The organism is Escherichia sp. KS167_9B, from assembly GCF_030295215.1.
Lineage (GTDB): Bacteria > Pseudomonadota > Gammaproteobacteria > Enterobacterales > Enterobacteriaceae > Escherichia > Escherichia coli_F.
The window spans coordinates 4373155-4392343 of sequence record NZ_AP025754.1 but is presented as its reverse complement, the minus strand read 5'-3'; the positions used below and the strand labels follow the sequence as shown (position 1 = coordinate 4392343).

The following is a 19189-nucleotide window of genomic DNA, read 5'->3' as shown; positions in this document are numbered from 1 at the left end:
TTGATTCACAATTTATTGAATTTGTAGTTTTTTTGTAGGACGGATAAGGCGTTCACGCCGCATCCGGCAGGAAGGTAGGGTAACCTGAAATGGCGGTTTCTCACCGCCGCCTTTTACGCATTTGAGTAACGTTCTGTTTCTGGCATCCAGCGTTCTATCAGGGCTTTTGCCTGCTGTGGGTAACGTTCGTGAATATGGCGTGCCAGGCGCTGAACTTCCGGGATCATCGCCTGATCGCGCAGCAAATCCGCCACTTTAAATTCAGCATTACCCGTCTGACGCGTGCCTAACAATTCGCCAGGGCCGCGAATCTCCAGATCTTTTTGTGCAATCACAAAACCGTCGTTACTGTCGCGTAGCACTTGCAGGCGGATTTGCGCGGTTTTGGAGAGCGGCGTTTTGTAGAGCAGCACACAGTGAGAAGCCACCGCGCCACGACCTACACGCCCACGTAGCTGGTGCAACTGCGCCAGACCCAGACGCTCCGGGTTTTCGATGATCATCAGGCTGGCGTTAGGCACATCAACGCCGACTTCAATAACGGTCGTGGCAACCAGCAGGTGTAACTCGCCTTGTTTAAATGATGCCATGACGGCCTGCTTCTCGGCTGGCTTCATCCGTCCGTGTACCAGGCCAATATTCAACTCTGGTAGCGCCAGTTTCAACTCTTCCCACGTGGCTTCTGCTGCCTGCGCTTCCAGTAACTCTGACTCTTCAATCAACGTACAAACCCAGTACGCCTGACGACCTTCAGTCATGCAGGCGTGGCGCACGCGGTCGATAATGTCGTTGCGGCGGGTATCCGGGATAGCCACCGTCGTCACAGGCGTACGACCAGGCGGTAACTCATCAATGACCGAGGTATCGAGATCGGCATATGCAGTCATTGCCAGCGTGCGGGGGATCGGCGTGGCGGTCATGATCAACTGATGCGGATGGAAGCCCTGCTGCTGGCCTTTCTCCCATAACGCCAGACGCTGATGCACGCCAAAACGATGCTGTTCGTCGATGATCACCAGCGCCAGGCCGTTAAACTGCACCTGTTCCTGGAAGATGGCGTGTGTACCGACAATCATCTGCACCTGACCGCTGGCGATGGCTTCCTGCTGTGCCAGTCGTGCTTTACCTTTCTGTTTACCGGCGAGCCAGCCCACTTCGATACCGAGCGGAGCAAACCAGTTACGGAAGTTATTGGCGTGCTGCTCGGCGAGTAATTCGGTTGGTGCCATCAATGCCACCTGTTTGCCGTGCGCAATCGCACGCAACGCGGCGAGGGCGGCGACCAGCGTTTTACCGGAACCTACATCGCCCTGCACCAGGCGCATCATCGGCACATCCAGCGCCATATCGCGCTCGATCTCCGCCACCACGCGTGCCTGTGCGCCCGTTGGCTTGAACGGTAAGGCTGCGAGGAGTTTATTTTTCAGCGCGTCATTGGCGCTCAGCGGCTGGGCATGAAAACGCTGTGCTCCGGCACGTAAGGCTAACATGCTGAGGTTATGCGCCAGCAACTCTTCCAGAATCAGCCGGCGTTGTGCCGGATGCTGCCCGGTTTCGAGATCGCTAAGCTGTAGCGTCGGCGGCGGGCGGTGCAAAGTGCGCAACGCTTCCGGTAGCGTCATCATTCCTTGTGACAGTTCCGGCGGCAGGAGTTCTTCAATGGCGCAGGTGTCGAGCAGATCCAGCGCCTGGTCGGTTAATTTACGCAGCGTGGCCTGCTTTACGCCTTCCGTAGTTGGGTAAACCGGCGTTAGCGTTTCCTGCAACTCTGGCATACTGAGATCGCCCTGCACGCGGTATTCCGGGTGGATCATCTCTGCACCGTATTTACCGCGCTTTGCTTCTCCATAGGCCAGCACACGGCGGCCCGTCGCCAGGCTATTTTTCATTGCCGCGTTGAAATTGAAAAAGCGCATGGTGAGAATGCCGGAACCGTCGCTGATCTGGCAGGTCATCATCCGCCGACCGCCGAAGGAGATATTGCAATTCAGCACTTCGCCTTCCACCGTGGCGTAAACGCCCGGCAGTAGTTCACCGATGGGGTAGAGATGGGTGCGATCTTCGTAGCGCAGAGGAAGGTGTAAGAGTAAATCCTGCACGGTATGCAGATTGATTTTCGCCAGCTTATTACTTTGCGCCGCGCCAACGCCCGTTAGCGAACTGAGCGGAACAGCATCTAACAGGCGACCTTTCATGGCGCTTACCCTGCTGCCTGCATAGTGGCCCACCAGTCAGCATCGGCTTCAATTTCGCCTTGCTGATTAACGTGGGGGTAGGGCAGGCCTTTGCGTTTTGCGACTTTCGCCAGCACCGGATAGCCGCCTTCAAACAGCAGGCGTTGTTGCTCCGCTTCCGGCAACATGCTGTTTTCCCGCAGATACATGCCTGCGTTTTGCCGCTGGCGCTGGGCTTCGTAAAGAATAAGGGCTGAGGCAACGGAAACATTCAGCGACTGCACCATGCCGATCATCGGAATGATGATGTCCTGATCCGCCAGGGCTAACGCTTCCTGCGTGATACCCGTTTTCTCCTGACCCATCAAAATACAGGTCGGGCGGGTGTAATCAATTTCGCGGAAATCGACAGCGTTATCAGAAAGATGTGTAGCCAGAATCTGCATGCCCTGGCCTTTCAGATGGGCGACGGCATCGCCAATGGTACGGTGCGTTTTTACCTGTACCCAACTGTTGCTGCCAGCCGCAGCCGAAGCCATGGTGCGCATCCGACTGCCAGGCCAGACAGCATGAACTTCATGTACGCCAACGGCATCTGCAGTACGAATAATCGCAGAAACGTTATGAGGTTTGTGGACCTGCTCCATGCAGACGGTCAGATCAGGCTGCCGCCTGGCGAGCATTTCGCAGATGCGTGCATAACGTGTTGGGTTCATAAAACATTAATTTCGGTTTCGGGTGACTTTAATCACGTCTGGCATCACGCGGATTTTGCGCATGATATTCGCCAGATGCACACGGTCACGGGCAGTCAGACGAATAAAGGCGCTGTAGACGCGACCATCTTTTTCTTCTGTATTCAAACTTTGAATATTCGAGGTCGTGGTGTTAATTGCCGCCGTCAGGTTTGCCAGCGCGCCCTGATGATTGAACATCTCCACCTTGATTTCGGTGATGAACTCCTGTGCCGTCTCTTTATCCCATTCCACAGCCATAAATTTCTCTGGCTCTTTCTGGTAGCCACGGATGTTACGGCAGGATTCATGGTGGATCACCAGACCTTTACCGGGGCTGACGTGGGCGATAATCGGGTCGCCAGGAATAGGGCGGCAGCATTTCGCAAAGGTGATCAACACGCCATCAGCACCTTTAATTGGCAGATGTCCGTGACTTTGGGTTGCCGGTGGAATGGAACCGTCTCCCTGCTGCAGATTTTTCGCGACCACCACGCTCATTGCGTTACCAAGGCCGATTTCGGCCAGCAGATCGTCAAGCGTTGCCAGCTTCATGCGGTCCAGCTCGCGCTGAATATTTTCCGGCGGGATTTCATTGAGCTTACGGCTGCCACCCAACGCGTGATTGAGCAGACGACGGCCCAGGCTTACAGAATCATCACGCTTGAGGTTTTTCAGCAACTGACGAATTTTGGCGCGCGCTTTCGAGCTAACGACAAAGTTCAGCCATGCGGCATTCGGGCGAGCGCCCGGTGCGGTAATGATTTCAACGGTTTGGCCACTGGAGAGCGGCTGCGACAGCGGGTAAGGCTGACGGTCGACGCGAGCGCCCACGCAGGCATGACCGATATCGGTATGCACCGCATAAGCGAAGTCGACGGGCGTTGCACCGGCAGGCAGCTCTACAATGCGCCCTTCCGGTGTGAAAACGTAAATCTCATCCGGGAAGAGATCGGATTTAACGCTCTCGATAAATTCAAACGAACTACCGGCACTCTGTTGCAGCTCCAGCAGGCTTTGCATCCAGCGCTGGGCGCGGATTTGTGCAGTCGTGCTGGTTTCGCCGTGCTCTTTATAAGCCCAGTGCGCGGCAACACCCATCTCCGCCATCTGATCCATATCTTCGGTACGGATCTGGACTTCAACCGGCACGCCGTGCGGGCCAATCATCGAGGTGTGCAAAGACTGATAGCCGTTCGCTTTTGGAATAGCGATGTAGTCTTTCACGCGACCCGGACGCGGCTTGTACAGGCTATGCATTTGCCCGAGCACGCGATAACAGGTGTCGGAATCATTGACGATCACGCGGAAGGCGTAGATGTCCATGATCGAGTGAAAACGCTGCTCTTTGAGCACCATTTTGCAGTAAATCGAATAAAGATGCTTCTCGCGACCACTGACGCGGCACGGTATTCCCGCTTCCTGCAAACGCCCTTCGATTTCCGAGAGGATTTTTTGGATCATCTCTTTACGGTTGCCGCGTGCGGCTTTCACCACTTCTTTGATTACGCGGTAACGGTTGGGATACAGCGCCTCAAAACCCAGCTCTTCGAGTTCGGTTTTAATGTGGTGGATACCTAAACGGTGTGCCAGCGGGCTGTAAATTTCGAGGGTTTCACGGGCGATGCGGCGACGTTTGTCCGGGCGAAGTGAGCCCAGCGTGCGCATATTGTGGGTACGGTCAGCAAGTTTGATGAGAATGACGCGGATATCCTGCACCATCGCCATAATCATCTTGCGAAAGTTTTCGGCCTGCGCCTCTTTCTTATCGCGGAACTTGAGTTTATCAAGTTTCGACACCCCCTCTACCAGCTCGGCGACGCTTTTACCAAAAAGCTGTTCCATGTCCTGGTAGGTGGCGGGTGTATCTTCAATCACGTCATGCAGCAGCGCCGCCATTAGCGTTTCATAGTCGAGTTTCATCTCGGCCAGAATGCAGGCAACCGCTACCGGGTGCGTGATATAGGGTTCACCGCTTGAACGTGTTTGCCCCTCGTGAGCATCACGTGCAACGAGATACGCCTGCCGCAGACGCTTGATTTGGTCTTCCGGCAGGTAGGTTTGAATCAGTTGATTCAGGCTTTCAAACAGATACAAGGGCGACCCGCTTTGTGATTAACGACGACCTTCAGCAATAGCGGTAACGGCTTGTAATTCAGCGGCTTCCTGCTCTTGCTGTTCCTGGCGTTCGCGAACGTCGAGGATCTGGTTGTTGATCAGACCTTCTTCGATTTCGCGCAGCGCGATTACTGTGGTTTTATCGTTTTCTTCCGGTACCAGCGGATCCTTTCCGCCTACCTGCATCTGACGAGCGCGACGCGCGGCGACCAGTACCAGGTCAAAACGGTTACCAATTTTCTCTACAGCGTCCTGAACAGTTACGCGTGCCATACTTAAAAAGCTCCACAGGTGAAGAAATGACTGGGCATGATACTGAAATCAGGTTCAGTCTGCCAACAATTTGCTGATTAAAGCGTCATGACGCTGCTTTTGGCGGCTCATGCGCAGACGTTCGGCGCGAATAATGGTCTTCAAATCGGTCAACGCGGTATCGAAGTCATCATTCACAATCAGGTAATCATATTCGGCGTAATGGCTCATTTCTGCAACAGCTTGCGCCATACGCTTTGCAATGACCTCTTCGCTGTCCTGACCGCGACCGCGTAGACGGCGGTCCAGTTCAATTTTGGACGGCGGTAAAATAAAGATACTCCGCGCGTGCGGCATCTTCTGGCGAATTTGCTGCGCGCCCTGCCAGTCGATATCGAGAAAAACATCGACACCGGTCGCCAGTACTTGCTCAATGGCCTCACGCGAAGTGCCATAGTAATTACCAAAAACTTCTGCGTGTTCCAGGAACGCATCTCTGCTAATCATTTCTTTAAATTCATCATGATTAACAAAGAAATAATGTTCACCGTGGACTTCACCAGGACGCGGTTGGCGTGTGGTGTGTGAAACAGAAACCTGGGTGTCATACAACGGTTGGGTTTTTAATAAAGCCTGAATCAGGCTGGATTTACCCGCGCCACTGGGGGCAGAAACAATATAAAGCGTGCCTTGAGCCATGAGTATCTTTCGTATGTGATTAGCGAAATAAAGCCTACATACGAGCTTATTATACACGGCGCGGCCATGTGACGTAGCCCTTGCTCACACTTTTTGCGCAAAGTTGTTGCGTTTTGCGTAGCTGCTTCCGCATTTGCCTGTGATTCACTGCAATAAAGACGATTCTCAGGAAGCGTCCTCGCAGACTCCGTTTTTGCCACTCGGCTTTGCTTTCATCACGTTGTATATCTGCCTGACTATCTACAGCGGAGGTGATGATGAAAGTATGGATGGCGATATTAATAAGTATCTTGTGCTGGCAATCATCGGCGTGGGCGGTCTGTCCGGCCTGGTCGCCAGCCAGAGCACAGGAAGAAATTTCCCGCCTGCAACAGCAAATAAAACAGTGGGACGATGACTACTGGAAGGAAGGGGAAAGTGAGATTGAAGACGGTGTTTACGATCAGTTAAGCGCCCGTCTCACGCAGTGGCAACGCTGTTTTGGGAACGAGTCCCGCGACGCGATGATGCCACCTTTGGCAGGCACAGTTATGCATCCAGTTGCGCATACAGGCGTGCGTAAATTAGCGGATAAAAATGCACTACGTCTTTGGATGCGTGAACACAACGATCTTTGGGTGCAACCGAAAGTCGATGGCGTTGCGGTAACCCTGGTTTATCGGGACGGGAAACTGAACAAAGCAATCAGTCGCGGCAATGGCCTGAAAGGGGAGGACTGGACGCAGAAAGTTAGCTTAATTCCCTCTGTGCCGCAAACCGTTAGCGGGCCTTTAGTCAATAGTACACTTCAGGGGGAAATATTTCTCAAGCGCGAGGGGCATATCCAACAACAAATGGGGGGAATAAATGCCCGCTCAAAAGTTGCTGGTCTCCTGATGCGCCAGGGGAATAGCGACACGCTGAATTCACTGGGCGTTTTTGTCTGGGCATGGCCGGATGGAACGCAGTTAATGACCGATCGTTTACAGCAGCTGACTACCGCAGGTTTTACTCTAACGCAGACGTATACCCGTGCGGTTAACAATGCTGATGAGGTTGAGCGCATACGCAATGAGTGGTGGAAAGCGAAATTACCCTTCGTCACCGATGGCGTGGTTGTACGAGCGGCTAAGGAACCCGAATCTCGCCATTGGCTGCCGGGCCAGGCAGAGTGGCTGGTGGCCTGGAAATATCAACCTGTAGCTCAGGTTGCCGAAGTGAAGGCGATTCAGTTTGCGGTGGGCAAGAGCGGTAAAATCTCGGTGGTTGCGTCACTTGTGCCTGTCATGTTGGATGATAAAAAAGTTCAGCGGGTGAATGTTGGTTCCGTCAGACGCTGGCAGGAGTGGGATATTGCGCCTGGTGATCAGATCCTCGTCAGCCTTGCCGGGCAGGGTATTCCTCGCATTGATAATGTGGTCTGGCGCGGTACAGAACGCACAAAACCGACACCACCAGAAAACCGCTTTAACTCGTTGACCTGCTACTTTGCTTCTGATGTTTGTCGGGAACAGTTCATTTCACGCTTAGTCTGGCTGGGGTCAAAACAGGTTCTGGGGCTGGATGGCATTGGTGAGGCTGGCTGGCGCGCGCTGCATCAGACTCATCGCTTTGAGCATATCTTTTCCTGGCTTTTATTAACGCCAGAGCAATTACAGAACACGCCGGGGATCGCGAAAAGTAAAAGCACACAGTTATGGCATCAGTTTAATCTGGCTCGTAAGCAGCCTTTTACTCGCTGGGTGATGGCAATGGGAATACCACTAACCCGGGCGGCGCTTAACGCCAGTGATGAACGGTCCTGGTCGCAACTTTTATTTAGCACAGAACAGTTCTGGCAGCAGTTGCCGGGGACTGGATCGGGGCGCGCCAGACAGGTTATTGAATGGAAGGAAAATGCGCAAATCAAGAAGCTGGGCAGTTGGCTGGCCGCCCAGCAGATCACAGGTTTTGAACCTTAGTGACCTTCGTGGCTGTAGTAAAAGACCGGTAATCCCAGCTTAAGACGTAGCGCCAGTAAACGGGCAAAAAAGCCGAATACCAGGGTGGAGATAATCACCACATCATGGTTAGAAACATAGTGTAGCAGCGCGATGTACAGCACGGCGGAGGCAAATGAGACACCGGCATACAACTCTTTCTGGAATACCAGTGGGATGCGTTTACAGAACATATCGCGCAAAACGCCGCCAAATACGCCGGTCGTCACAGCTGCGACAACGGCAATGATCGGGCCGTGTCCCATATCCAGTGCAACCTGTGCGCCAATGATAGAAAAGACCACCAGTCCGAGCGCATCGAGCACCAGAAACACTTTGCGCAGGTAAGGCATTACAGGAGCAACGATAGTGGTGAGTACTGCGGCGGTAGCGACGATAATCACATATTCCGGGTGTTTGACCCAGCCGAGCGGATAGTGGCCCAGCAGAATATCGCGCACTGACCCTCCGCCAATTGCCGTGGCGGTCGCAATAATAATTACGCCAAATGTATCCATGCGCCGTCGTCCGGCCGCCAGCGCCCCCGTCATGGCTTCGGCAGTAATGCCAACCAAATACAAAATGTGTAACAGCATGGTTCTCTCCCTAAAAATCTGTCTGGCAGGGTAGCGATTTGTGCGCATTGTCACGATTGAGATTTTTTAAGGTGAGAGGGAATTGATAACTTGTAGTTATGTGAAATTGTTATTTTCTGTAGTGTGAATGCATTATTCTGATTTCGTGATAAGTAAAATGCATTAGAAAAAGTATGGAGTAATTAAACGTGAGGACGAAACTATATGCGTAGCGCCGCTGTAATTTACAACGGCCTACGGAGATATGTTGTTTACTCAATATTCTGGATTTGCTCGCGCATCTGCTCGATCAACACTTTCAGCTCGATGGCAGAGTTTGTCACTTCGGCATTGATAGACTTCGAGGCCAGGGTGTTTGACTCGCGGTTGAACTCCTGCATCATAAAGTCCAGACGACGACCAACGGCTTCTTTTTTCTTCAGAATGTTGTAGGTCTCTTTAACATGCGCTTCGAGGCGGTCCAACTCTTCGGCAACGTCAATTCGTTGTGCCAGCAGAACCAACTCCTGCTCCAGACGGTTGTTCTCCAACTGAACCTGAGCATCTTCCAGCTTAGCGACCAGACGCTCACGCTGCCATTGCAGGATTTCCGGCATATGGGCGCGGACTTTGACCACTTCGGCGGTAACGCCTTCCAGACGCTGCTCGATCAATGCTTTCAGCGCCTGACCTTCGGTTTCGCGCGCGACGATAAAGTCATCCAGCGTACCATCCAGCGCCGCGAGAATTTCAGCAGCAATCGCGTCGAGATCCTGCTCCTGGGCTGCCATCACGCCTGGCCAACGGAGAATATCAACCGGGTTGATTTCCCCTTCGTCACTCTGCATTTTTACCCAGTTCGCGGCAGTTACCAGCTGTTTAGCCAGTTTTTCGTTGAGGATCAGCTCACCTTGTGCGCTGACATCTGGCTCATAGCGCAGGGTACATTCCACTTTACCACGCGTCAGGCGAGAACGAATACGCTCGCGAACGACAGGTTCAAGGCTACGGAACTGCTCCGGCAGACGAAAGTAAGTTTCCAGATAACGCTGGTTTACCGAGCGCATTTCCCAGGTTGCGCTCCCCCATTCACCCTTGATTTCACGCCGGGCGTAGGCGGTCATACTGCGGATCATAGACGTTCCTGTTTATAAAAGGAGAGGTGGAAGGATTATAGCCATCGATGCCTTGTCAGGATAGGAATAACCGCCGGAAGTCCGTATAATGCGCAGCCACATTTGTTTCAAGCCGGAGATTTCAATATGCGTCCAGCAGGCCGTAGCAATAATCAGGTGCGTCCCGTTACCCTGACTCGTAACTATACAAAACATGCAGAAGGCTCGGTGCTGGTCGAATTTGGCGATACCAAAGTGTTGTGTACCGCCTCTATTGAAGAAGGCGTGCCGCGCTTCCTGAAAGGTCAGGGCCAGGGCTGGATCACCGCAGAATACGGTATGCTGCCGCGTTCTACTCATACCCGTAATGCCCGTGAAGCGGCGAAGGGTAAGCAGGGCGGCCGCACGATGGAAATCCAGCGTCTGATCGCTCGTGCATTGCGCGCCGCAGTAGATTTGAAAGCCCTCGGTGAGTTTACTATTACGCTGGACTGCGACGTACTTCAGGCTGATGGCGGCACCCGCACTGCTTCTATCACCGGTGCTTGTGTTGCACTAGCCGATGCCCTGAATAAACTGGTTGAAAATGGCAAGCTGAAAACCAACCCGATGAAAGGGATGGTAGCCGCGGTTTCTGTCGGGATTGTGAACGGCGAAGCGGTTTGCGATCTGGAATACGTTGAAGACTCTGCCGCTGAAACGGACATGAACGTGGTGATGACCGAAGACGGGCGCATCATTGAAGTGCAGGGAACGGCGGAAGGCGAGCCGTTTACCCATGAAGAGCTACTCACCTTGTTGGCGCTGGCCCGAGGGGGAATCGAATCCATTGTAGCGACGCAGAAGGCGGCGCTGGCAAACTGATTTTTAAGGCGACTGATGAGTCGCCTTTTTTTTGTCTGTAGAAAAGTAAGATGAGGAGCGAAGGCATGAAACCATATCAGCGCCAGTTTATTGAATTTGCGCTTGGCAAGCAGGTATTAAAGTTTGGCGAGTTTACGCTGAAGTCCGGGCGCAAAAGCCCCTATTTCTTCAACGCCGGGCTGTTTAATACCGGGCGCGATCTGGCACTGTTAGGCCGTTTTTACGCTGAAGCGTTAGTGGATTCCGGCATTGAGTTCGATCTGCTGTTTGGCCCTGCTTACAAAGGGATCCCGATTGCCACCACAACTGCCGTGGCGCTGGCGGAGCATCATGACCTGGACCTGCCGTACTGCTTTAACCGCAAAGAAGCAAAAGACCACGGTGAAGGCGGCAATCTGGTTGGTAGCGCGTTACAAGGACGCGTAATGCTGGTGGATGATGTGATCACCGCCGGAACGGCGATTCGCGAGTCGATGGAAATTATTCAGGCCAATGGCGCGACGCTTGCTGGTGTATTGATTTCGCTCGATCGTCAGGAGCGTGGTCGCGGCGAGATTTCGGCAATTCAGGAAGTTGAGCGTGATTACAACTGCAAAGTGATCTCTATCATCACCCTGAAAGACCTGATTGCTTATCTTGAAGAGAAGCCGGAAATGGCGGAACATCTGGCGGCGGTTAAGGCCTATCGCGAAGAGTTCGGCGTTTAAAAATATGCGCTGCGCAGGTTTTTACTGTGCGCAGCGTGATGCGGTTTAAGATATCGTGTTAATCTGCTTTCGCCAGCAGTGGCAATAGCGTTTCCGGCCTTTTGTGCCGGGAGGGTCGGCGAGTCGCCGACTTAACGCCAGTAGTTTGTCCAGATACTCAAAGTCGCTCCATTGTACTTAAGTACGCTTCGCGTACGTCGCGCTGACGCGCTCAGTACAGTTACGCGCCTTCGGGATAGTTTGAGGGTATTGCCGCTGTTGGTGCCTCTTTTGGTCGCCGTGATGTGGAGAGTGGAATGGATGCTACCCGGATAACCCTTCTGGCGCTTGATTTGTTCGGCTCGCCGGGCTGGAGCGCCGATAAAGAAATACAGCGGCTGTATGCGCTCAGTAATCATGCCGCACGCCATTACCGACGGATTATTCTTTCTAAGCGTCACGGCGGTCAGCGGGTGGTGTTAGCCCCTGATTACTTGCTCAAAACCGTACAGCGCAACATTCTTAAGAACGTCCTTTCACAATTCCCTCTTTCCCCTTTTGCTACCGCCTACCGACAGGGTCGCCCAATCGTCAGCAACGCGCAGCCTCACTGCCAACAGCCGCAGATCCTTAAACTCGATATCGAAAACTTTTTCGATAGCATTAGCTGGTTACAGGTCTGGCGTGTGTTTAGCCAGACCCAGTTGCCACGCAATGTGGTAACCATGCTGACCTGGCTTTGTTGCTATAACGACGCGTTACCGCAGGGGGCGCCAACTTCGCCTGCCATTTCCAATCTTGTGATGCGCCGTTTTGATGAGTGCATAGGGGAATGGTGTCAGGCTCGGGGAATTACCTACACCCGCTACTGCGATGACATGACCTTTTCTGGTCACTTCAATGCCCGCCAGGTTAAAAATAAAGTATGCGGATTGTTAGCGGAGCTGGGCCTGAGCCTCAATCAACGCAAAAGTTGCCTGATAGCTGCCTGTAAGCGCCAGCAGGTAACCGGGATTGTTGTTAATCACAAGCCACAGCTTGCCCGTGAAGCGCGCCGGGCGCTGCGTCAGGAAGTACACTTGTGCCAAAAATATGGCGTTATTTCGCATCTTAGTCATCGTGGTGAACTTGATCCTTCTGGCGATCTCCACGCACAGGCAACGGCGTATCTTTATGCTTTGCAGGGAAGAATAAACTGGTTATTGCAAATCAATCCTGAGGATGAGGCCTTTAAACAGGCGAGGGTGAGTGTAAAGCGAATGCTGGTGGCATGGTAAGAAAAGCGTCAGGCAGACGTTTCTGCCTGAACGTTTGGGAGAATTACTGCAACTGCGCAGCAATTAGCGGCCAGCGGGCGTCAAAGTCATCCGTCGGGCGGTATTTAAACTCGCTGCGGACAAAGCGTGACAGCATACCTTCACAGAAGGCCAGGATCTGGCTTGCCAGCAGGGTTTCGTCGGTGGTGTAACCTTCACCCTCACGCATTCTCTTTTCACGCAATACCTGACGCAACTGCGCTTCAATACGCTCGAATAGCTGGTTGATGCGCCCTTGCAGGCGATCCTGTTCAAACATTAGTGCATGACCAGTGAGGATGCGGGTCAGGCCAGGATTACGCTCACCAAAACCGAGAAGCAGCAACACAATCAGACGCAGGCGCGCTGTGGTGTCTTTCTCATCTTTCAGAATCAGATTGATGCGAGTAATCAGGCTATCTTCGATAAACTCAATCAGGCTATCGAACATGCGGGTCTTACTGGGGAAGTGGCGATACAGTGCCGCTTCGGAAACGCCGACAGAGGCGGCCAGTTTTGCCGTCGTGATACGTTGGCTTCCATCGCTGGATTCCAGCATCAGCGCCAGAGACTGAAGTATTTCCTCGCGACGGTTCCTTTTCGCAGTTTGTTTTTCTGCCATGTTACAAAATACCCCTGAAAATAAGCACTTGCCAGGCGGCACCCACGCTATGACCGCAAACGAAATGTTTGCGGCTATGTTATGACGTTATTCGGATGCGTAGTGTTACTGACGACCAGAGTGACCAAAGCCGCCTTCACCGCGGTCGGTGGCGTCGAAATCTTCCACCAGATTAAATTCAGCCTGTACTACCGGAACAAAAATCATCTGGGCGATGCGTTCGCCAGGTTGAATGGTGAAGCTGTCCTGACCACGGTTCCACACGGAAATCATCAACTGGCCCTGATAGTCAGAATCGATCAATCCTACCAGGTTACCAAGCACGATACCGTGCTTATGTCCCAATCCGGAGCGCGGCAGCATCATTGCCGCCAGTGAAGGATCGGCAATATGAATCGCCAGCCCGGTCGGAACCAGCGTAGTGTCACCCGGAGCCAGTTCTACGGCGTCGTCGAGACAGGCACGCAGGTCAAGTCCGGCAGAGCCAGAGGTGGCATAAGTCGGGAGCGGAAATTCCTTCCCAACGCGCGGGTCCAGAATCTTAACGTCGATTTTTTTCATCATAACGGGTCACGATCTCGTCGAGTAATAATTGGCCAAGGAGCTCTTTGCGCTCAAGCGGTAAGACTTTATCTCCGTCCTGCCAGAAAAGGTGTAATGCGTTGTTGTCGCTGTTAAATCCTTGAGTTGGCTGGGAAACATCGTTCGCGCAGATCAGATCAAGGTTTTTACGGATACGTTTTTGCCGGGCGTATTCTTCCACATTATTTGTTTCGGCGGCAAATCCAACGACGTAGGGTCGATGGTCTTTTAGTGCGGCAACGCCTGCGACGATATCGGGGTTTTTAACCATTTTTATTGTTAATTCATCACCCTGCGTGGCCTGCTTTTTGATTTTCTCTGGGGCTACGGTAGCTGCGCGATAATCCGCCACGGCGGCGCAACCGATAAAAATATTTTGCTGCTGTACAGAAGCATTTACGGCGGCTTCCATTTCCAGCGCAGTCATTACATCAACACGTTTAACAAACGGTGGCGTCGGTAGCGAAACCGGACCTGATACCAGTGTGACGTTCGCGCCACGACGGGCAGCAGCAGCAGCGATAGCAAACCCCATCTTGCCGGAGCTGTGATTAGAGATATAACGCACCGGGTCAAGCGGTTCACGCGTCGGGCCGGCGGTAATCATAATGTTCAGATGTTTCAGGTCGTTGACGGGCGAAAAATGTGCTACCGCCATATCAACAATGGTTAACGGATCGAGCATTCGCCCAGGGCCGATATCACCACAAGCCTGACTGCCGCTATCTGGCCCCCAGATGAGCAAACCACGCGAGGCAAGCAGCTCTAAATTATGCTGCGTGGCAGCTGCACGGTACATCTGCTGGTTCATGGCGGGCAGCACGGCTACAGGCGCAGGTGTAGCCAGGCAAATCGTCGATACCAGGTCATTCGCCATTCCGGCAGCAACACGGGCAATCAAATCTGCCGTGGCAGGGGCGAGAATCACTAAATCAGCCCATTTACCCAGCTCAATATGGCCCATAGCGGCTTCGGCTGCCGGGTCAAGCAGACTGTCGGAAACGGGATACCCCGAAACTGCCTGCAAGCTAAGTGGGGTAATAAAGGCTTTTGCCGCTTCGGTCATGGCTACGCGGACGTCGGCCCCGCGATCGCGCAAACGACGCGCCAGTTCAGGGGTTTTATAGGCAGCAATACCGCCGCTGACGCCGAGAACGATTTTTTTACCGGCCAGGCTCATGATGATTTTTCCTGTTGGGTGACACCAGAAGTTGGCGATTTTATCACAATACTTTTGTTGTCGTGCCTTCACCTGAAAATCACTTTGCGAGGCGCTTTCCAGGATTGAAAACTGACCGTCGATTTAACGGAACGGCTATGACAGGATGCGAGCACCACAAAGGAGGTGAAGGTGAAAAACAATGCACAGCTGTTGATGCCGCGCGAAAAAATGCTGAAGTTTGGCATTGGTGCGTTAACGGATGTTGAGCTGCTGGCGCTATTTCTGCGTACCGGAACGCGCGGTAAAGATGTATTAACCCTGGCAAAAGAGATGCTGGAGAATTTCGGCTCTCTTTATGGCTTGTTAACCTCTGAATATGAACAATTTAGCGGTGTTCATGGAATTGGTGTGGCGAAGTTCGCTCAGTTAAAGGGGATTGCTGAACTGGCGCGGCGTTACTACAACGTGCGGATGCGTGAAGAAAGCCCTTTACTCAGCCCGGAGATGACGAGGGAATTTTTACAAAGCCAGCTCACGGGCGAGGAGCGGGAGATCTTTATGGTGATCTTTCTCGACTCCCAACACAGGGTTATAACGCATAGCCGTCTTTTTTCCGGCACGCTAAACCATGTTGAAGTCCATCCTCGGGAAATTATCCGCGAAGCGATAAAAATAAACGCCTCGGCGCTGATCCTTGCACATAATCACCCTTCGGGTTGTGCTGAACCCAGTAAAGCGGATAAACTCATTACCGAACGGATAATAAAAAGTTGTCAGTTCATGGATTTACGCGTGCTCGACCATATCGTGATTGGGCGTGGAGAGTATGTTTCTTTTGCCGAACGCGGCTGGATTTAACCCGCTATGCGCGATCCTTCGGGATCTTTGTCTGTTCGGGACTTGAGCACATCGCTGAGTCAGCGTATACTACGCCACCTTTGAGAATCTCGGGTTTGGCATTTGGGCCTGGCAATCGAGAGTTCACATAGAACTGCGATGACCGGGCTGTAAAGCCTGACGAGGCGCCAATACCCCATACGAAGCTCGAGCTAATTTGATTTTTGGAGAATAGACATGTCCCGAGTCTGCCAAGTTACTGGCAAGCGTCCGGTGACCGGTAACAACCGTTCCCACGCACTGAACGCGACTAAACGCCGTTTCCTGCCGAACCTGCACTCTCACCGTTTCTGGGTTGAGAGCGAGAAGCGTTTTGTCACCCTGCGCGTATCTGCTAAAGGTATGCGTGTAATCGATAAAAAAGGCATCGATACAGTTCTGGCTGAACTGCGTGCCCGTGGCGAAAAGTACTAAGTACTTAGAGGAAATAAATCATGGCTAAAGGTATTCGTGAGAAAATCAAGCTGGTTTCTTCTGCTGGTACTGGTCACTTCTATACCACTACGAAGAACAAACGTACTAAGCCGGAAAAACTGGAACTGAAAAAATTCGATCCAGTTGTTCGCCAGCACGTGATCTACAAAGAAGCGAAAATCAAATAATTCTCGCTTTGATGTAACGAAAAACCTCGCTCCGGCGGGGTTTTTTGTTATCTGCTTGCCCCCATATTGACTGCATCTGTTGATTCCTGGAGATGCTATGCCTGAATTACCCGAAGTTGAAACCAGCCGCCGCGGCATAGAACCGCATCTCGTTGGTGCAACCATTCTTCATGCGGTGGTGCGCAACGGACGCCTGCGCTGGCCGGTTTCGGAAGAGATCTACCGTTTAAGCGACCAACCAGTGCTTAGCGTGCAGCGCCGGGCTAAATATCTGCTGCTGGAGCTGCCTGAGGGCTGGATTATCATTCATTTAGGGATGTCTGGCAGCCTGCGCATCCTTCCAGAAGAGCTTCCCCCTGAAAAGCATGACCATGTTGATTTGGTGATGAGCAACGGCAAAGTGCTACGCTACACCGATCCGCGCCGCTTTGGTGCCTGGCTGTGGACCAAAGAGCTGGAAGGGCACAACGTGCTGGCCCATCTTGGACCGGAGCCGCTTAGTGACGATTTCAACGGTGAGTACCTGCATCAGAAGTGCGCGAAGAAAAAAACGGCGATTAAACCGTGGCTGATGGATAACAAGCTGGTGGTAGGCGTAGGGAATATCTATGCCAGCGAATCTCTGTTTGCGGCGGGGATCCATCCGGATCGGCTGGCGTCATCACTGTCGCTGGCGGAGTGTGAATTGTTAGCTCGGGTGATTAAAGCGGTGTTGCTGCGTTCGATTGAGCAGGGCGGTACAACTCTGAAAGATTTTCTGCAAAGTGATGGTAAACCGGGCTATTTCGCTCAGGAATTGCAGGTTTACGGGCGAAAAGGCGAGCCGTGTCGGGTGTGCGGTACGCCGATTGTGGCGACGAAACATGCGCAGCGGGCAACGTTTTATTGTCGGCAGTGCCAGAAGTAATTGATGCGCGCCGGATGGCATACCATCCGGCATAAACGCTACGCTAATTTTGCCATCAATGCCTGATGGACATTCTCTGGCAGGAAATGGGTGACATCGCCCTGATGGCGCGCCACCTCTTTCACCAACGATGAAGAGATAAACGACCACTCTTTCGAAGGCATCAGAAACACACTTTCCAGTTCCGGCATTAAGTGGCGATTCATATGCGCCAGCTGCATTTCATATTCAAAATCCGCCACCGCACGCAGGCCACGAATCAGCACCGTAGCGTGTTGATTTCGGGCGAAGTTAGCCATCAAATCACTAAATCCGACCACTTCCACGTTTCCCAGATGCGCAGTTGCGTGCTGTGCCAACGCCACACGCTCTTCCAGAGTAAACATCGGTTTTTTACTGGGGCTGGCGGCAATCGCCAGAATAACGTGATCGAACATTTGCGTGGCGCGCGTCACGATATCGATATGACCATTGGTAATGGGATCGAAAGTACCCGGATAAATCGCCCGTTTTTGCATAACAACCTCAATGCGTTTTCGGTGGCAGGTAAGGTTCCAGCAGTTGAAGCAGACGCTGTAGCGCGCCCTGGTTTTGATACAGCACTTCAACGGCATGACGGCCATAGAAACTACGGTAATCGGCGTCGGTGAGTAAAGAGGAAACCTCTTTTGCAAGCGTAGTGGCATCGGTGACGGTAATCAGCCCGCTTGCCTGCTCCAGCCGTGCGCAAATATCTTTAAAGTTAAAGGTATGCGGTCCCATCAATACCGGAATAGCGTGTGCGGCGGCTTCCAGTGGATTATGTCCACCACGTTCAACCAGTGAACCACCAACAAAGGCGAGATCGGCAATACCGTACAGCAACATCAACTCGCCCATCGTATCGCCAACCACAACCTGCGTGCTGGTGGAGGGGACTTCCCCTGAAGAGCGTGTGATATAGCTTAGCCCAGCCTGGCGGACAAGGTTAATCGCATCCGGGAAGCGTTCCGGATGACGTGGTACCAGGATGAGCAATAAATTCGGGAATTGCTGTAATAGCGCCTGATGTGCGGCAATGACCACACTTTCTTCACCTTCGTGAGTGCTGGTGGCAATCCATACCGGGCGATGAGGTGCCCACTGGCGGCGCAGCGTTACTGCTTTGGCAGCCAACTGCGGCGTGACAGAGATATCGAATTTCAGGCTACCAGTGATGGTCACCTGATTATTTTTTGCACCCAGCGCCACAAAACGTGCACCATCTTCTTCATTTTGGGCGGCAATCAGCGTAATTCGACGTAGCAAGCGACGGACGAATTTGCCCAGTTTGGCATAACCTGCGGCAGAGCGTGCAGAGAGTCGCGCGTTAGCGATCACCAACGGAATTTTACGTTTATGTAGCGCCGCAATCAGGTTAGGCCATAGCTCGGTTTCCATAATCAACACCAGTTTGGGGTCGACTTTATTCAGGAAACGATTAAGCGCATCGGGTAGATCGTAAGGCAGATAAACGTGCTGAACATCCTTACCGAACGCAGATTGTACGCGTTCCGAACCGGTTGGCGTCATGGTGGTGACGGTAATCGGTAAATCAGGATAACGATGACGCAGCGCGCGCACCAATGGGATCGCCGCCAGCGTTTCACCAACGGAGACGGAGTGCAGCATAATGCCGCCTGGTTTTAGCGGATGGCGGTAAAAACCGTAACGTTCACCCCAGCGTTTTCGATAGGCCGGAGCCTTACGTCCGCGCACCCAGAGCCGTATCCAGATCAGCGGCTGAATAAGGTAGAGAAGGGCGGTGTAAAGCAATTCGAGCATAGTAAATAGCTGACTTATGGATGTGCTGGGGATTCTATGTATTTAGCTGTGGCTTTACCATTACTTTTCCCGTTTTTGACTTAAATAGCAATTTACCCACCAATTCTTGCTGAACATCTATACTTTTTTTGTATTTTTATGCGA

Annotated in this window: 20 protein-coding genes; 8 read left to right on the top strand and 12 right to left on the bottom strand. The window is 52.6% G+C overall.

What is annotated here, in order from left to right:
* Positions 1 to 113: 113 nt before the first annotated feature.
* From recG to gmk, 5 genes are read right to left on the bottom strand one after another with little or no spacing between them, the layout of a single operon-like run.
* Positions 114 to 2195 (bottom strand): ATP-dependent DNA helicase RecG, encoded by a 2082-nt coding sequence (recG, locus tag QUE34_RS21975; protein ID WP_103253762.1) that lies wholly within the window; start codon positions 2193 to 2195, stop codon positions 114 to 116.
* 5 nt (positions 2196 to 2200) lie between these two features.
* The gene (trmH, locus tag QUE34_RS21970; RefSeq protein ID WP_001070177.1) at positions 2201 to 2890 is read right to left on the bottom strand and encodes a tRNA (guanosine(18)-2'-O)-methyltransferase TrmH; all 690 of its coding nucleotides are present in this window, start codon (positions 2888 to 2890) and stop codon (positions 2201 to 2203) included.
* 6 nt (positions 2891 to 2896) lie between these two features.
* Positions 2897 to 5005 carry a bifunctional GTP diphosphokinase/guanosine-3',5'-bis pyrophosphate 3'-pyrophosphohydrolase gene (spoT, locus tag QUE34_RS21965; protein ID WP_032304059.1) on the bottom strand — a complete coding sequence of 703 codons (2109 nt, stop codon included), beginning with the start codon at positions 5003 to 5005 and terminating at the stop codon, positions 2897 to 2899.
* Between the two features lie 18 nt (positions 5006 to 5023).
* On the bottom strand, positions 5024 to 5299 hold the full coding sequence (gene rpoZ, locus QUE34_RS21960) for a DNA-directed RNA polymerase subunit omega (RefSeq protein ID WP_000135058.1): 276 nt from the start codon (positions 5297 to 5299) through the stop codon (positions 5024 to 5026).
* Positions 5300 to 5353: 54 nt separating this feature from the next.
* Positions 5354 to 5977 (bottom strand): guanylate kinase, encoded by a 624-nt coding sequence (gene gmk, locus QUE34_RS21955; RefSeq protein ID WP_001295237.1) that lies wholly within the window; start codon positions 5975 to 5977, stop codon positions 5354 to 5356.
* Positions 5978 to 6234: 257 nt separating this feature from the next.
* Here gmk and ligB point away from each other — a divergent pair, with 257 nt between their 5' ends.
* Complete coding sequence (gene ligB, locus QUE34_RS21950) at positions 6235 to 7917, top strand: NAD-dependent DNA ligase LigB (RefSeq protein ID WP_032185481.1); 1683 nt, start codon at positions 6235 to 6237, stop codon at positions 7915 to 7917.
* Here the strand turns inward: ligB and QUE34_RS21945 are convergent.
* Complete coding sequence (locus QUE34_RS21945) at positions 7914 to 8531, bottom strand: trimeric intracellular cation channel family protein (protein ID WP_032304057.1); 618 nt, start codon at positions 8529 to 8531, stop codon at positions 7914 to 7916. The genes ligB and QUE34_RS21945 overlap by 4 nt on opposite strands.
* A gap of 251 nt (positions 8532 to 8782) precedes the next feature.
* Positions 8783 to 9646, bottom strand: a complete 864-nt coding sequence (locus QUE34_RS21940; protein WP_000621336.1) for a YicC/YloC family endoribonuclease — start codon at positions 9644 to 9646, stop codon at positions 8783 to 8785.
* A gap of 126 nt (positions 9647 to 9772) precedes the next feature.
* Between QUE34_RS21940 and rph the strand changes: the two genes are divergently transcribed.
* From rph to QUE34_RS21925, 3 genes are all read left to right on the top strand, one after another.
* Positions 9773 to 10489, top strand: coding sequence for a ribonuclease PH (gene rph, locus QUE34_RS21935; RefSeq protein WP_001247087.1), 717 nt, complete (start codon positions 9773 to 9775; stop codon positions 10487 to 10489).
* Positions 10490 to 10554: 65 nt separating this feature from the next.
* The gene (gene pyrE, locus QUE34_RS21930; protein ID WP_000806154.1) at positions 10555 to 11196 is read left to right on the top strand and encodes an orotate phosphoribosyltransferase; all 642 of its coding nucleotides are present in this window, start codon (positions 10555 to 10557) and stop codon (positions 11194 to 11196) included.
* A 296-nt stretch (positions 11197 to 11492) separates the two neighbouring features.
* Entirely contained in the window at positions 11493 to 12452 is a 960-nt protein-coding gene (locus QUE34_RS21925; RefSeq protein WP_103253763.1) for a reverse transcriptase family protein, read from the top strand.
* A gap of 43 nt (positions 12453 to 12495) precedes the next feature.
* On the opposite strand, the gene slmA is transcribed toward QUE34_RS21925, so the two are convergent.
* The 3 genes from slmA to coaBC form a co-directional block, all read right to left on the bottom strand.
* Positions 12496 to 13092 (bottom strand): nucleoid occlusion factor SlmA, encoded by a 597-nt coding sequence (gene slmA / locus QUE34_RS21920; protein WP_000818601.1) that lies wholly within the window; start codon positions 13090 to 13092, stop codon positions 12496 to 12498.
* A gap of 105 nt (positions 13093 to 13197) precedes the next feature.
* The gene (dut, locus tag QUE34_RS21915) at positions 13198 to 13656 is read right to left on the bottom strand and encodes a dUTP diphosphatase (protein ID WP_000976070.1); all 459 of its coding nucleotides are present in this window, start codon (positions 13654 to 13656) and stop codon (positions 13198 to 13200) included.
* Complete coding sequence (coaBC, locus tag QUE34_RS21910; RefSeq protein ID WP_032304055.1) at positions 13634 to 14854, bottom strand: bifunctional phosphopantothenoylcysteine decarboxylase/phosphopantothenate--cysteine ligase CoaBC; 1221 nt, start codon at positions 14852 to 14854, stop codon at positions 13634 to 13636. The genes dut and coaBC overlap by 23 nt, the downstream gene beginning before the upstream one ends.
* 171 nt (positions 14855 to 15025) lie before the next feature.
* Between coaBC and radC the strand changes: the two genes are divergently transcribed.
* The 4 genes from radC to mutM all read left to right on the top strand — a co-directional run bounded on the left by radC (position 15026) and on the right by mutM (position 17242).
* Complete coding sequence (gene radC / locus QUE34_RS21905) at positions 15026 to 15694, top strand: RadC family protein (RefSeq protein WP_032185477.1); 669 nt, start codon at positions 15026 to 15028, stop codon at positions 15692 to 15694.
* Positions 15695 to 15910: 216 nt separating this feature from the next.
* A complete protein-coding gene (gene rpmB, locus QUE34_RS21900; protein ID WP_000091955.1) occupies positions 15911 to 16147 on the top strand; it encodes a 50S ribosomal protein L28 in 237 nt (78 codons plus the stop codon).
* 20 nt (positions 16148 to 16167) lie between these two features.
* On the top strand, positions 16168 to 16335 hold the full coding sequence (gene rpmG / locus QUE34_RS21895; RefSeq protein WP_001051798.1) for a 50S ribosomal protein L33: 168 nt from the start codon (positions 16168 to 16170) through the stop codon (positions 16333 to 16335).
* Positions 16336 to 16432: 97 nt separating this feature from the next.
* Positions 16433 to 17242, top strand: a complete 810-nt coding sequence (mutM, locus tag QUE34_RS21890; protein ID WP_001114533.1) for a bifunctional DNA-formamidopyrimidine glycosylase/DNA-(apurinic or apyrimidinic site) lyase — start codon at positions 16433 to 16435, stop codon at positions 17240 to 17242.
* A 38-nt stretch (positions 17243 to 17280) separates the two neighbouring features.
* Here the strand turns inward: mutM and coaD are convergent, their stop codons facing one another.
* Positions 17281 to 17760 (bottom strand): pantetheine-phosphate adenylyltransferase, encoded by a 480-nt coding sequence (gene coaD, locus QUE34_RS21885; protein WP_001171862.1) that lies wholly within the window; start codon positions 17758 to 17760, stop codon positions 17281 to 17283.
* 7 nt (positions 17761 to 17767) lie between these two features.
* On the bottom strand, positions 17768 to 19045 hold the full coding sequence (gene waaA / locus QUE34_RS21880) for a lipid IV(A) 3-deoxy-D-manno-octulosonic acid transferase (RefSeq protein ID WP_000891553.1): 1278 nt from the start codon (positions 19043 to 19045) through the stop codon (positions 17768 to 17770).
* Positions 19046 to 19189: the final 144 nt, after the last annotated feature.

What these genes read in the sequence shown, in the direction of transcription:
- recG (WP_103253762.1), bottom strand. Translation starts at nt 2,195, where the DNA reads ATGAAAGGTCGCCTGTTAGATGCTGTTCCGCTCAGTTCGCTAACGGGC.
- trmH (WP_001070177.1), bottom strand. Translation starts at nt 2,890, where the DNA reads ATGAACCCAACACGTTATGCACGCATCTGCGAAATGCTCGCCAGGCGG.
- rpoZ (WP_000135058.1), bottom strand. Translation starts at nt 5,299, where the DNA reads ATGGCACGCGTAACTGTTCAGGACGCTGTAGAGAAAATTGGTAACCGT.
- gmk (WP_001295237.1), bottom strand. Translation starts at nt 5,977, where the DNA reads ATGGCTCAAGGCACGCTTTATATTGTTTCTGCCCCCAGTGGCGCGGGT.
- ligB (WP_032185481.1), top strand. Translation starts at nt 6,235, where the DNA reads ATGAAAGTATGGATGGCGATATTAATAAGTATCTTGTGCTGGCAATCA.
- QUE34_RS21945 (WP_032304057.1), bottom strand. Translation starts at nt 8,531, where the DNA reads ATGCTGTTACACATTTTGTATTTGGTTGGCATTACTGCCGAAGCCATG.
- QUE34_RS21940 (WP_000621336.1), bottom strand. Translation starts at nt 9,646, where the DNA reads ATGATCCGCAGTATGACCGCCTACGCCCGGCGTGAAATCAAGGGTGAA.
- rph (WP_001247087.1), top strand. Translation starts at nt 9,773, where the DNA reads ATGCGTCCAGCAGGCCGTAGCAATAATCAGGTGCGTCCCGTTACCCTG.
- pyrE (WP_000806154.1), top strand. Translation starts at nt 10,555, where the DNA reads ATGAAACCATATCAGCGCCAGTTTATTGAATTTGCGCTTGGCAAGCAG.
- QUE34_RS21925 (WP_103253763.1), top strand. Translation starts at nt 11,493, where the DNA reads ATGGATGCTACCCGGATAACCCTTCTGGCGCTTGATTTGTTCGGCTCG.
- slmA (WP_000818601.1), bottom strand. Translation starts at nt 13,092, where the DNA reads ATGGCAGAAAAACAAACTGCGAAAAGGAACCGTCGCGAGGAAATACTT.
- dut (WP_000976070.1), bottom strand. Translation starts at nt 13,656, where the DNA reads ATGATGAAAAAAATCGACGTTAAGATTCTGGACCCGCGCGTTGGGAAG.
- coaBC (WP_032304055.1), bottom strand. Translation starts at nt 14,854, where the DNA reads ATGAGCCTGGCCGGTAAAAAAATCGTTCTCGGCGTCAGCGGCGGTATT.
- rpmB (WP_000091955.1), top strand. Translation starts at nt 15,911, where the DNA reads ATGTCCCGAGTCTGCCAAGTTACTGGCAAGCGTCCGGTGACCGGTAAC.
- rpmG (WP_001051798.1), top strand. Translation starts at nt 16,168, where the DNA reads ATGGCTAAAGGTATTCGTGAGAAAATCAAGCTGGTTTCTTCTGCTGGT.
- mutM (WP_001114533.1), top strand. Translation starts at nt 16,433, where the DNA reads ATGCCTGAATTACCCGAAGTTGAAACCAGCCGCCGCGGCATAGAACCG.
- coaD (WP_001171862.1), bottom strand. Translation starts at nt 17,760, where the DNA reads ATGCAAAAACGGGCGATTTATCCGGGTACTTTCGATCCCATTACCAAT.
- waaA (WP_000891553.1), bottom strand. Translation starts at nt 19,045, where the DNA reads ATGCTCGAATTGCTTTACACCGCCCTTCTCTACCTTATTCAGCCGCTG.